This is a genomic window from Acinetobacter sp. 1207_04, from assembly GCF_052850415.1.
Genome location: NZ_VXCQ01000003.1, coordinates 128796 through 141782 on the forward strand (window position 1 = coordinate 128796; position 12987 = coordinate 141782).

12 protein-coding genes and 1 pseudogene are annotated in these 12987 nt (G+C 39.7%); 7 read left to right on the top strand and 6 right to left on the bottom strand.

The genetic code is table 11. The features are described 5' to 3' along the window. Positions 1 to 2: 2 nt before the first annotated feature. The 3 genes from gatB to gatC are packed head-to-tail and all read right to left on the bottom strand — an operon-like array spanning position 3 to position 3320. Complete coding sequence (gatB, locus tag FW754_RS04115) at positions 3 to 1478, bottom strand: Asp-tRNA(Asn)/Glu-tRNA(Gln) amidotransferase subunit GatB (protein ID WP_446323949.1); 1476 nt, start codon at positions 1476 to 1478, stop codon at positions 3 to 5. Then, positions 1478 to 2956, bottom strand: a complete 1479-nt coding sequence (gatA, locus tag FW754_RS04120) for an Asp-tRNA(Asn)/Glu-tRNA(Gln) amidotransferase subunit GatA (RefSeq protein ID WP_446323950.1) — start codon at positions 2954 to 2956, stop codon at positions 1478 to 1480. Before gatA ends, gatB begins: the two co-directional genes overlap by 1 nt. Before the next feature lie 49 nt (positions 2957 to 3005). Continuing rightward, a complete protein-coding gene (gene gatC, locus FW754_RS04125) occupies positions 3006 to 3320 on the bottom strand; it encodes an Asp-tRNA(Asn)/Glu-tRNA(Gln) amidotransferase subunit GatC (RefSeq protein WP_409511291.1) in 315 nt (104 codons plus the stop codon). Positions 3321 to 3453: 133 nt separating this feature from the next. Here gatC and FW754_RS04130 point away from each other — a divergent pair, with 133 nt between their 5' ends. The 6 genes from FW754_RS04130 (at position 3454) to FW754_RS04155 (ending at position 8209) form a co-directional block, all read left to right on the top strand. Further along, positions 3454 to 4500, top strand: a complete 1047-nt coding sequence (locus tag FW754_RS04130; RefSeq protein WP_409511290.1) for a rod shape-determining protein — start codon at positions 3454 to 3456, stop codon at positions 4498 to 4500. A gap of 17 nt (positions 4501 to 4517) precedes the next feature. Next, a complete protein-coding gene (mreC, locus tag FW754_RS04135) occupies positions 4518 to 5375 on the top strand; it encodes a rod shape-determining protein MreC (protein WP_409511289.1) in 858 nt (285 codons plus the stop codon). Next, the gene (gene mreD / locus FW754_RS04140; RefSeq protein WP_409511288.1) at positions 5362 to 5859 is read left to right on the top strand and encodes a rod shape-determining protein MreD; all 498 of its coding nucleotides are present in this window, start codon (positions 5362 to 5364) and stop codon (positions 5857 to 5859) included. The genes mreC and mreD overlap by 14 nt, the downstream gene beginning before the upstream one ends. Continuing rightward, positions 5847 to 6413 (top strand): Maf family nucleotide pyrophosphatase, encoded by a 567-nt coding sequence (locus FW754_RS04145; RefSeq protein ID WP_419346538.1) that lies wholly within the window; start codon positions 5847 to 5849, stop codon positions 6411 to 6413. The genes mreD and FW754_RS04145 overlap by 13 nt, the downstream gene beginning before the upstream one ends. A 38-nt stretch (positions 6414 to 6451) precedes the next feature. Beyond that, a complete protein-coding gene (gene rng, locus FW754_RS04150) occupies positions 6452 to 7906 on the top strand; it encodes a ribonuclease G (protein ID WP_409511286.1) in 1455 nt (484 codons plus the stop codon). Positions 7907 to 8035: 129 nt separating this feature from the next. Then, positions 8036 to 8209, top strand: coding sequence for a PA1571 family protein (locus tag FW754_RS04155; protein WP_409511285.1), 174 nt, complete (start codon positions 8036 to 8038; stop codon positions 8207 to 8209). 263 nt (positions 8210 to 8472) lie between these two features. Here FW754_RS04155 and FW754_RS04160 read toward each other — a convergent pair. Both FW754_RS04160 and FW754_RS04165 read right to left on the bottom strand, forming a co-directional pair. Next, positions 8473 to 9828 (bottom strand): annotated as a pseudogene (locus FW754_RS04160) (WS/DGAT/MGAT family O-acyltransferase); the annotation flags it as partial. 171 nt (positions 9829 to 9999) lie between these two features. Beyond that, a complete protein-coding gene (locus FW754_RS04165; RefSeq protein WP_409511284.1) occupies positions 10000 to 10734 on the bottom strand; it encodes a phosphoadenylyl-sulfate reductase in 735 nt (244 codons plus the stop codon). A 198-nt stretch (positions 10735 to 10932) separates the two neighbouring features. On the opposite strand from FW754_RS04165, the gene thrH reads away from it, so the two are divergent. Further along, positions 10933 to 11550: a bifunctional phosphoserine phosphatase/homoserine phosphotransferase ThrH gene (gene thrH, locus FW754_RS04170; RefSeq protein WP_446323951.1), complete on the top strand. Its 618-nt coding sequence runs from the start codon at positions 10933 to 10935 to the stop codon at positions 11548 to 11550. A gap of 62 nt (positions 11551 to 11612) precedes the next feature. On the opposite strand, the gene FW754_RS04175 is transcribed toward thrH, so the two are convergent. Further along, positions 11613 to 12734: an OmpP1/FadL family transporter gene (locus FW754_RS04175; protein WP_446323952.1), complete on the bottom strand. Its 1122-nt coding sequence runs from the start codon at positions 12732 to 12734 to the stop codon at positions 11613 to 11615. Between the last annotated feature and the right edge of the window lie 253 nt (positions 12735 to 12987).

The window sequence follows — 12987 nt, forward strand, 5'->3', positions numbered from 1 at the left end:
GATTAACCAATCAGTTTCTTCATCAACTCATTTACTTGAGCAGGGTTGGCTTTCCCTTTAGACGCTTTCATCACTTGACCAACAAGACCATTAAAGGCTTTTTCTTTACCTGCTTTAAACTCTTCAACCATCTTCTCGTTGGCTGCAAGAACTTCCTTAATAATCGCTTCAATCGCGCCTGTATCAGTTTCCTGTTTCAAGCCTTTTTCCGCAATAATTTCGTCTGCAGTTTTGCCTTCATCCCACATAAAGCCGAACACTTGCTTCGCAATCTTACCGCTAATCGTGTTATCAACAATACGAGCAATCATACCGCCCAGTTTTTCACTCGATACAGGAGAGTCTTGAAGTTCTAGGCTCGCTTTGTTTAAAGCACCAGAGAATTCACCCATCACCCAGTTTGCAGCCACTTTACCTTGCGCAGCACCGCCAGCAGCTTTCACCACATCTTCATAAAACTCAGAAAGTTCACGAGTCAAAGTCAGAACGTGAGCATCATACTCAGTCACGCCAAAGTCAGCGATAAAACGAGCACGACGAGCTTTCGGTAACTCAGGCAACTCAGCACGCGCTGCTTCAATTTGCGCATCGGCAATGATTACAGGCAACAAATCAGGATCAGGGAAATAACGGTAATCGTTCGCTTCCTCTTTCGAGCGCATTGAACGAGTTTCCATCTTCACAGGATCAAATAAACGGGTTTCTTGGTCGATCTTACCGCCATCTTCCAAAATATCCATTTGACGTTCAATTTCAACATTGATCGCTTGCTCAATGAAACGGAACGAGTTGAGGTTTTTCAACTCACAACGTGTACCGAACTCATCACCCGGTTGACGCAAAGACACGTTACAGTCACAACGGAATGAACCTTCCGCCATGTTACCGTCAGAAATACCTAACCAACGCACTAATGTGTGAATAGACTTGATATAAGAAACCGCTTCTTCAACCGAACGCATATCAGGCTCAGAAACAATTTCAAGAAGCGGTGTGCCTGCACGGTTTAAATCGATGCCTGACATGCCTTCAAATTGGTCATGAACCGATTTACCTGCATCTTCCTCAAGGTGCGCACGTGTCACGCCAATACGTTTTACAGTGCCATCTTCAAGTTGAATATCGATATGACCCAAACCAACAATGGGATTGTCCATTTGACTGATTTGGTAGCCTTTTGGCGAATCAGGGTAGAAATAGTTTTTACGTGCAAATATAGAAGCTTGGTCAATGTAAGCATCAATGCCTAAACCAAATCGAATCGCAAGATCAACCACTTCTTTGTTTAAAACAGGAAGTGCGCCTGGCATTGCCAAATCGACAAGGCTCGCTTGTGTATTTGGGTCTTGACCAAATTCTGTTGAAGAACCTGAGAAAATTTTAGAATTTGTTGCAAGTTGCGTATGGATTTCGATACCAATAACGACTTCCCAACCATGAATCAATAAAGATTTAGGTTTCTTTTGAGCTTGAGCCATTATGCATTCTCCTCAGCAATTGCCGCACGTTTCGTATGCCAATCCGTTGCTTGTTGATATTGATGCACCACAGACAACAATTGAGACTCTGACCAATAATTACCAATCAACTGTAAGCCCACAGGCAAGTTGTTTTGGTCAAAACCAACAGGTGCGTTGATTGCAGGAAGACCTGCCAAGTTCACAGCAAGAGTGTAAATGTCGCCCAAATACATTTCAGTCGGGCTTAAATTTGCACCGATTTTGTACGCTGTAGTTGGCGCAGATGGTGCTGCAATCACATCAACAGATTCAAAGGCTTTTAAGAAGTCTTGCTGGATTAAACGACGTACTTTTTGTGCTTTCACATAGTACGCATCGTAATAACCCGCAGAAAGTGCATACGTACCAATGAGGATACGTTGCTGAACTTCTTTACCAAAACCTTCCGAACGTGAACGCTTGTACAAATCAGTTAAATCGACAGGATTTTCACAACGGTAGCCATAACGCACACCGTCATAACGCTGTAGGTTTGAAGATGCTTCAGCAGGGGCAATCAGGTAATACGTTGGAACATAGCTTTCAGTCATGTTGAGGTCAATCTCAACCAATGTTGCACCCATCTCTTCCAATTTTTTCAGAGATTCTTCAACACGTGCTTTAACATCAGCATCCAAACCTGCAACATTGAAGTATTGCTTAGGAATACCAATGCGTAAGCCTTTAACCGATGTAGCATTTAAGTTTGTCACATAGTTGTCGACGTCTTTTTCAACTGAAGTTGAATCTTTTGCATCGTGACCTGCCATAACATTCATCAAATAAGCACAGTCCTCTGCTGAACGTGCCATTGGACCACCCTGATCCAATGATGATGCATAAGCAATCATACCAAAGCGAGAAACACGACCATACGTCGGTTTTAAGCCTGTAAGACCACAAAAAGATGCAGGTTGACGAATCGAACCACCTGTATCTGTACCTGTTGCAAATGGTGCAAGATCAGCGGCTACAGCTGCCGCAGAACCACCTGAAGAGCCACCTGGAACATGAGATAAATTCCATGGATTAGCCGTTGCGCCATAGAATGAATTTTCAGAGGTCGAACCCATTGCGAATTCGTCCATATTCACTTTACCCAAAGTGACTAGACCAGCAACTTTGCCTTTAGCAACGACAGTTGCATCATAAGGAGAGATAAAATTATCTAAGATTTTGGAACCCGCAGTGGTTTTAATGCCTTGCGTACAAAAAATATCTTTGTGGGCAATTGGCACACCTGTTAAAACAGAAGCATTACCTGCTTTAAGCACAACATCAGCAGCATCAGCTTGTGCCAAAGCTTGCTCAGCAGTTACGGTAATATAAGAATGAACTTGTGTGTCAATATGAGCAATACGGTTTAAATAGTGCTGCGTTAATTCGCGTGACGAAAATTGAGCTGAGTTTAAGCCCTCAGTCATTTCACGAATCGATAAACGATGTAAATCAGTCATGGGTACAATTCTTTACGTTAATTTTTAAAAAGGTTAAACCGATTAAATATTATTCAATCACGCGAGGGACGAGGTAGTAACCATCCTGAATAGCAGGAGCTACTGCCTGATATGTATCACGCTGATTATTTTCAGACACGCGGTCTGCACGAAGTGGTTGAGGATTATCAAATGGGCTTTTCAATGGCTCAACACCATCAGTATCAATACCTTTTAAGCTTTCCATCATCCCCAAAATCTTGTTTAAACTTTGAGCATATTCAGCAGATTGCGCCTCATTTAGCTCCAGTCGAGCCAGATTGGCGATAGCTGAAACAGTTTGTGCATTTAACTCGGCAGATTGCTGTGCATCTGAAGTTGACATGTTTCTCACCTGATCAGTATTAAAAAAATTCAAAATATAGTGCTTTATAATAAGCGATTGACTTGTCCAAAGCATCACATTTAGTTAAAGTTGCCATCTTGCGTCCATATAAAGTTTAAACTGAGAACGACCTGTGATTCTAAAACGACTAATTGGCTTGTTTTCGCCAGATCTTGCCATTGATTTAGGTACTGCAAATACACTTATTTATGCACCAGGAAGGGGCATTATATTAAATGAACCAACAGTTGTGGCGATTCGTCACAGTGGTTCGCAGAAAATTGTTGCAGCCGTAGGTCTAGACGCTAAGCAAATGCTTGGTCGTACACCTGCAAATATTTCTGCAATCCGTCCAATGAAGGATGGTGTGATTGCAGATTTCGAAGTCACTGAAACTATGTTAAATCAATTTATTAGTAAAGTGCATGAAAAACGCTTATTTCCACCTGCACCACGTGTTGTGGTTTGTGTACCATGCAAATCAACACTTGTTGAACGCCGTGCGATTCGAGAAGCGGTATTTAATGCGGGTGCACGAGATGTTCGCCTGATTGAAGAGCCAATGGCTGCTGCAATTGGTGCAGGCATGCCTGTAGAACAAGCATGTGGTTCAATGGTGGTAGATGTTGGTGGTGGTACAACTGAAATTGCGATTATTTCATTGCAGGGTTGTGTCTATGCGGACTCGCTTCGTATTGGTGGTGATGTATTTGATGAGCAAATTATCAATTATGTGCGTAAAGCGCATGGTTGTGTAATTGGCGAGACAACTGCTGAAAACATTAAAAAAGAAGTGGGTATGGCTTTACCTGAAGTGGGTGCAAAACCGCTTGAGATTGAAGTTCGTGGTCGTAACCTTGCAGAAGGTGTACCACGTGCGATTACTGTCACCTCTGATGAAATTTCACAAGCAATTTCTGATCCATTACAAAGTATTGTTTCTGCAGTAAAATCTGCATTAGAACAAACACCACCTGAGTTATCTTCAGATATCGCAGAGCGTGGCATTGTATTGACAGGTGGTGGTGCATTGCTTCGTAACCTCGACAAATTGCTTTCACAAGAAACAGGGTTACCTGTTGTGGTTGCAGAAGAGCCGTTGACTTGTGTAACACGTGGTGGTGGTAAAGTTCTCGAGTTCTTCGATAATCCAAACCACGATATGCTTTTTGTAGGCTAATAAGCTAAGGACGGGCGGTGCAACCGAATCTCTTTTCAAGACAACCGCCATCTTTTCGCTCCTTCATTCTTGCAGTGATCACATGCTTTGTGGTGCTTTTTATTGATTGGCGCTTTTCAAGCGTTGTGAAACCTGCAAGAGAAGTTTTGTATGCGGCATATAATCCAATTTATGCCCTTGCAAGCTACCCGGTGTTGTCGAAAGAATGGCTGAATCAGCAAACCAAATCTGAAGCACAGTTGCGTCGTGAAAATACGGCAATGCAGGCTGAGCTCCTTCAGGCACAGGTGCGTTTGCAAAAACTCTCTGAACTCTCAGCAGAAAATACCCGTTTACGTGGTCTTCTCAATACACCATTGATTATTGATGGTCGTATGGAAATTGCAGAGGTGATTGGAACAGATGCTGATCCCTTACGCCATATCATTATTATTAACCGTGGTTCGAGTAGTCAATTACGAGTCGGTCAGACCGTACTTGATGATCAAGGGATCATGGGGCAAATTATTAATGTTTACCCTCACAGTAGTCGAGTTATGTTGCTGTCGGATAAAGAACACTCATTGTCAGTTCGTTTAGAAAGTTCGGGTATGCGTGCAATTGTCACGGGTACGGGTGATTTAGGGCGATTGAAGATGGAATATGTACCGACAAGTGCCAATATTAAAGTCGGTGATAAGGTCTATAGCTCAGGTCTAGGACAGCATTTTCCTGCAGGTTATTTAGTAGGGACTGTATCTAAAGTGATGCGCCATAATACGGGTGAGTTTGCACAAATTGATGTTAAACCAGCAGCGCAACTCGCGGGTGGTCATCATGTCGTGGTGTTGTTTTCAGATTCTTTAGCGATGGAGCAGCCAAATGTTGATCGCTAAGAGATTGCCTCAAGAAAAGAAGAATCGCGATCCTTTGTTTGTGATCGTGATTTCAGTTGTGATTGCCTCTATTCTAACGGTTTATCCATTGTCTTATGCCGTTGCAGGATGGCGTCCTGCATTTATGGTACTAATCACTTTATTTTGGGTGCTCTGTCAACCAACATGGTGTGGGGTATGGTTTTCCTTTACGATGGGGTTATTTACCGACCTATTACTTGGAGCGCCACTTGGCATAAACGCACTGAGTTTTGTTATTATTTGTTTTTTCTCTCGTTATTTTATAAGAGAAAGACGTGTACTGACTTTTAGTAATTTATGGATTATTGCAACTTTAGCCTTGCTAGCATACTTGGTAATTTTATTGTTTGTGCAAGCAATAATGGGTGTACATTTTTCAATTGCACGACATTGGCAACCGCTGTTAGGTAGTCTTTTATTTTGGCCAATTCAGTACTATTTGTTAAAGAAATGGCGAATTTAATATTAGCATCGAGTTCACCTCGACGTAGAGAGTTATTACAGCAATTGGGTTTGGTTTTTGATATCCATAGCCCAGATATTGACGAATCTGTGTTGCCGAATGAACAAGCTGATCAATATGTGCAAAGGCTTGCTCAGTCAAAGGCGAGAGCAGTTTTATCACAATATGTAGATGCTTGTGTTATTGCCGCCGATACGACACTCATGATTGATGGTATCATCATTGGAAAACCTGAATCTAAGCAACATGCTTTTGATATTTGGTCATTGTTATCTGGGCGTAAACATCAAGTCTTGACTGGCGTTTGTGTAGCAAATGGTCACCAGAAACATCAAATTGTCGTGCGTACATTGGTTGAATTTCAAAAATTAAGTCTCAGCGATATGGAAGATTACTGGGCAACAGGTGAACCGATTGGCAAAGCCGGTGGATATGCAATCCAAGGTATTGCAGCACAATATATTCCTCGTATAGAGGGCAGTTATAGCAACGTCGTTGGTCTGCCTTTATATGAGACGATGCAGTTATTTCGGGCGGTTAACACGCAGCATTAATTGCCTCAAAAAAATTTTATAATGTTTTGAGTTTTGTTATGTCTGACGAATTACTGATTAATGTCACACCTATGGAATGTCGTGTGGCTTTAATTCAAAATGGGACGGTCAATGAGTTATTTGTTGAACGTGCTGCCAAACGTGGTCTTGTAGGCAATGTCTATAAGGGGAAGGTTGTGCGCGTGCTTCCAGGCATGCAAGCGGCTTTTGTCGATATTGGTTTATCTCGAACTGCTTTTTTACACATCAATGATATGGTGTGGCCAAAAAACCAACCAACACCAAATGTTTTCGAACTTCTGCAACCAGGTCAAATTTTGACGGTTCAGGTCATGAAAGACATGTTAGGGACGAAAGGGGCTCGTTTAAGTACAGACCTTTCTATTCCTTCGCGATATTTGGTACTCATGCCTTTTGGTCATCATATAGGTGTTTCACAGCGAATTGAGTCAGAAGTTGAACGTGACCGCTTACGTTCGATGATTGAACGGATTCAAACACAGCATAAATTACCTGGTTCTGTGATTGTGCGTACTGCAGCAGAAGGAATCGAAGAAGAAGCAATTGCTCAAGACATGGCATACCTTGCGAAACTTTGGGAATATATCCAAAGTAGACAGAGAAGCGTGGTTGTACCTTCACTCATTTTTGAAGAATTGCCACTGCCACAGCGTGTAATTCGTGATCTTGCCAATGATGAAACCGCAAAAATTTTAGTCGATTCTCGTGAAATTCATAGTAAATTAAAAGAATTTGTCGATGTTTTTGTACCCAACATGAAGGAACGTTTAAGTCATTATCCTGGCGAGCGTCCTATTTTTGATTTATATAATGTCGAAGAAGATATTCAAAAAGCATTACAAACACGAGTTGCGTTGAAGTCAGGTGGTTATCTGATGATTGACCAAACCGAAGCCATGACCACGATTGATGTGAACACGGGTTCATATGTGGGTGGAAGAACACTTGAAGATACGGTGTTCAAAACCAACATGGAAGCAACGCTCGTCATTGCACGTCAACTGCGTCTGCGTAATTTAGGTGGAATCATTATTATTGATTTCATTGATATGCAGGAAGCTGTTCATCGTGATGAAGTCATGTGCCAGTTTGAAAAAATGCTGGAGCGTGATCATGCAAAGACTAAAATTACCCAAGTTTCAGAGTTGGGCTTGGTTGAAATGACCCGTAAGCGTACACGAGAATCATTGGAACACTTATTATGTGAATCTTGCCCGACTTGTCAGGGGCGTGGTTTTGTTAAAACGGCAGAATCGATTTGTTATGAAATATTTCGTGAGATTTTACGTTATACGCGTGCTTATGAGTCGCAAAGTGGCTTCACCGTTGTTGCTCATCCTTCCGTGATCGATCGTTTATTGACTGCGGAAGCAACAGCAGTGGCTGATTTAGAACATTTTATTCAGCGTGTGATTAAGTTCCAAGTCGAAAATTTATATACTCAAGAGCAGTACGATATCATTTTAAGTTGAAATTGTAACAGGATATCGTTAAACACTTGTTACATCTGAAATTTTACATTCGTTGCTGATTTTACAATACTAATAACATCTAGGTAGCCAAAGACAAAAGTAAAATTGTCTGAGCAAGTGAGGTCAAAAATGAATGTAACAGAAAAAATGATAACGCGCGGTTTGCAGCATGTCCTTGAAAATCAAGCAAAGAATACATGTGTGATGTTAGATGATAAAGGACGAGAAGTGCATATCACTAAAGATATGGTTGTTTCAGTGTGTCATCAATTATTAAAACAATGTCGTAGCGTGAAAAATTAAGGGGCTCATTTAAAGCCCCTTAATTTTTTGATCTAAAATTTATAAAATAAGTTCATGTTTAAAAAATAAAAAATCTAAATTGGTTTAGTTTGCTCAATTTCAGTCTTATTCAAAGTTGCATTTTCTTCCATATCGTTTTTTGCCGAAACTTGCTTTTTCGGTAACTCAATTTCAGCAGATTTTTTAGGAATAGATGCTTTCTTAACAGATTCAGATTTTACTTTTTCAGTTGCAGGAACATTAATAATTTCAGCTTGTATAGGTTGAGTGACTTGAATCAATTGTTCAAAACGTTGAATTTCTTGTTCTAGGTGTGTGAGTAAAGTTTGCATTTTAGGCAATGTTTTACGGCAGCCTGTTAGTCCGACTTCTAGTTTATCCATATAACTTGTCATGGTGATGTTAAGTGCTTGTCCATCTAGAACAATAGATGCAGGATATATGGCATCTAATTTTGCACCATTCCAATATAACGGTTCGCGTGGTCCTGGAACATTAGAAATAATCACGTTAAAAGCTTGGCGTTTTGGCATTAAGCCTGAAGCAATATTTAAACCTGCGGCGCCATATATAAATGCACTATAATTTAAAATTTGATTAGAACTCATACGTTTAAAGCGTGTTTTGGAGTTTTGTACACTACGTTTGATAATTTCTAGGCGTTCAAGCGGCTCTTCTTTATGAGTACCTAAGTTGGCTAAGATCATGGTAATTCGATTACTCATATCTGAGTCATCATCACGTAATGATGCAGGAACCATCGCAATTAAGGGCTTTTTAGGTAGGGCATCTTGAGTGATCAAATAATCACGTAATGCACCTGAGCAAACAGCAAGAACAACATCATTAATGGTTACACCAAGCGCTTGGGAAATTGCTCTAAAGCGACCCAAATCAAAAGACTGTGCCGCAAAACGTCGTGATGAACTTACACGCTGATTAAATAAACTGCTTGGTGCTTGAAAACTTGAAACATAATCTGGATTTTTGCCCATTTCTGTAAAGACAGTTTTAAATAATTCTTGGGTCACAGTAGGTGCAACTTCAAGCTGTCCTTTAATTGTGGACAGAATATTTTTAATTTTACCTAATCGCGTTTGTTTTAAGCGTTTTGCACGTTTACCTTCAATACACCAAGGTGGAACGATCGTTTTTGAATTTAGATCTTTAGAAAAGGATTTCTCTAATAAGCGCATGCCTGCTACACCATCAATCATGGCATGATGTATTTTGAAATACATAGCAAAGCGGTTGCCTTCTATGCCTTCAATAATATGACAGGTCCACAGGGGTTTTGCTCGGTCAATGAGTGAACTATGTTCTTGAGAAATATAGATAAGCAATTCACGAATACGACCAGGATGTGGTAACGCAATATGACGGAAATGATGGTCTATATCAAACTCTTCATCTTCATCCCAAAAAAAACCATTGAGGCGGTTATTGAAGGGTGGAACAGGGATACTTTTCGAGTTTCGAATATCTGCAACAAGGTCTTGAATAAAAGTCGACGGTGCATGTTCAGGAATCTGAAATAAAAATAGACCACCCACATGCATGGGTTGTTGGCGTTTTTCTAAGTTTAGAAAGATGAAATCGATCGGGTGTAATGGGCGCATGGTTTTTTGGTTGCCTCACTGCAAATACAACAGCCGCTCTTGTCTGAGTGCTGGATTTTTAGAATTATCAAATCAGTTTTTGAGTATAGAGCTTTTTTTACGAGATATCTAAATTTTTTTGAAATGCTGCGTCACAATGAAAAGCCACTACAAAATGAGTGGCTTTTATTATTATTTCTTTAGATTTCCTGCGTGTAAACCACATTCTTTGTGTGTTGCTTCTTCCCACCACCAACGACCTTCACGCTCATGTTGATTCGGTAAAACAGCACGTGTACAAGGTTCGCAACCAATTGAAATAAAGCCTCGTTCATGTAATGAATTATAAGGAATCTCCATCATACGGATGTAGTTCCATACATCAGCACTAGTCCAATTAGCAAGTGGATTGTATTTAATGAGTTGCTTATTTGGACCTGAAAATCCTACATCTGCTTGAACCACAGGAATTTCATTACGTGTTCCTGGACTTTGATCTTTACGTTGACCTGTAATCCAACCATCGAGTGTTGCTAATTTTTTACGTAAGGGTTGGACTTTTCGAATGCCACAGCATTGTTGATGACCATCCTCAAAAAAGCTAAATAAGCCTTTTTCTTTGACAAAATTTTGCACGGCTTCCGTTTCTGGATAGCAAATTTCAATATCAATTTTATAATGCTTACGCACAGTTTCAATAAATTGATAAGTTTCAGGATGTAGACGACCTGTATCTAAGCTAAATACACGGAAAGGTTTACCCAAATTTGCAGCCATATCAATTAAGACCACATCTTCAGCACCTGAAAATGAGATTGCTACATCACCTGATTGGCTAAGTGCAAGTTTTAAAATGTCCATTGGGGACTGATCTAGATATTCAGCAGCAAGTGCATCAACTAGATCAATAGTAGGGATTGTTGTCATATCTGTCCTGGCTATAGGCTTGGAACAATGAAACCTATATTAAATAATTTTATAACTATTTTACTAGAATTCATAAGTTTGACTTATCACTAAAAATTAATTAGTTATGAAAAAAATGGAATTAATAAAGAGCGAGGAAATGTTGTAAACATAAGCTATGATAGTTTGAATTTTATTAATAAAACAGAGGAATGATTCATGGAAGTCGTATGTCTAGATCTTGAAGGCGTTTTAGTGCCAGAAATTTGGATCAATTTTGCAAAAAAAACAGGAATTAAAGAGCTAGAAGCAACAACGCGTGATATTCCAGACTACGATGTTTTAATGACTCAGCGTTTAAATATTCTCAAACAGCATGGTTTGGGTTTAAACGATATTCAAGCCGTGATTGCGGATATGGGACCATTTGAAGGTGCAAAAGAATTTGTAGAGTGGGTGAGTACACATTTTCAATTGATTATTTTATCCGATACTTTTTATGAGTTCGCACATCCACTCATGAAACAATTGGGTTGGCCAACCATTTTCTGTCATAAACTTGAAACCGATGAAAATGGTGTGATTGCTGCTTATAAACTTCGCCAACCTGATCAGAAACGCAAAGCAGTACAAGCATTACATGGTTTGAATTTCCGTGTGATTGCGGCAGGTGATTCTTATAATGACACCACAATGCTTGGTGAAGCAGATGCTGGTTTCTTATTTGATGCACCAGATAATGTGATTGCAGAATTTCCTCAATTCCCACCTATTCATGGTTATGCAGCATTAAAAGAAGCAATTCGTAATGCATCGAACCGAGATATTCCAGCTTAATATTTTGATTAAAGTAAAAAGGCACATTACGTGCCTTTTTACTTTGCTTGCATCGTTTAGTTTTAGAAACGATAACCGAATTTTAAAGTATAGGCTAAAGCTGTATTGTCGTTAAACTCACCAACAACTGTACCACCAGTTTGTGCTTTTGCATCGCCTAACCACATGTAGCGGGCACCTGCTTGCACAAAATAGTTTTCTGCTGGGCTAAATTGACCGCCTAAGCCGATGCCCCAATAGCCTTCTGTTGGACCAAGTGTAGTGACTGGGTTGCCTGCACCTGTATCATAGCTGATAAGTGCTGAGCCTGACCATTTGTCATTAAATTTATGACCTAGACCAACATTTGCAGACCATTGGTCATCAGAGTAATCGATAAGATTAAAACCAGATTTAGCTTTTAAAGCTGTTGGCGTAACAGCGAATTGATCCCAATGTACCCAGCGAATATTGGCAAAAGCAAGTGTATTTTTTGCAATGCCTGTTTGTAGATCAATATTTACCGATTGAGGTGTGGTAGCTTGTAAAGTTGATGTTGGTACTTTTAAAAGTCCTAAACCAAAAGATTCATGTGCTGTTGCATTATGTTCAATTTCAGAACGATAAGTGATAGCAGCCTTTAATGCAATTTCAGGAATTTGATATGCCGCACCTGCGAGCCAACCCCAAGCTTCTTCTTTATCGACTTTAATATTATAACCTGAGTTTTTATAAGCCATACCACGTAAAGCAATGTCAGCTTCTACTGTTTGCCAAATAGGACCTGCATAAAAATTCCAGTTTTTAGTTGGTTGGTAACCGATTAAACCTGTTAGATTTTCAGTTCTGACCTCAACTTTTGTGCCCTGTCCATTTTGTGAAAAAACTGGATTTTCTAAGCCGTATTGTGCATCAGCGCCATAAGGTTGGTCGTAAATTAAGCCTAGAGAAATTTTATCAGTCGCTTGAACTTTAATTGCTGCTGATGGGAAGTAATAATCATCTGCCATGTCATTTACATTTTGTTGATTAATCGCTTGACCTTTTACGTCAGGATCAATAACTGTAATTGCAGCTTCTGCATAATTACCTGGCTGTAAAAATGCTTGGATAGATTGCCCTGAACGATCGAGACCAGCAGCAAATACGGAAGTTGTCGGTAGTAAACCTAATAGAATAGCTGTGTGAAGCTTAGTCAATTGCATGATGCATTTCCCTGATATGACTTACTTTTTTAAAACAGGGAGGGAAGTTAACACAATTTTACAATCTGTAAATGCTTGATGCTGTTTAGAATTTGAACTCAGGATGTATAAAAAAAGCTTGAATAGAGTAAATAGCCTATAAATATGTTTGTATATTAATAACTTGTCATAATTAAATTAGAGTAATTATTTTAATTTTAAAAGTTATTTGTTTTCATTCAATTGGTTGATTTTAAAACACAGTCAAAAATAA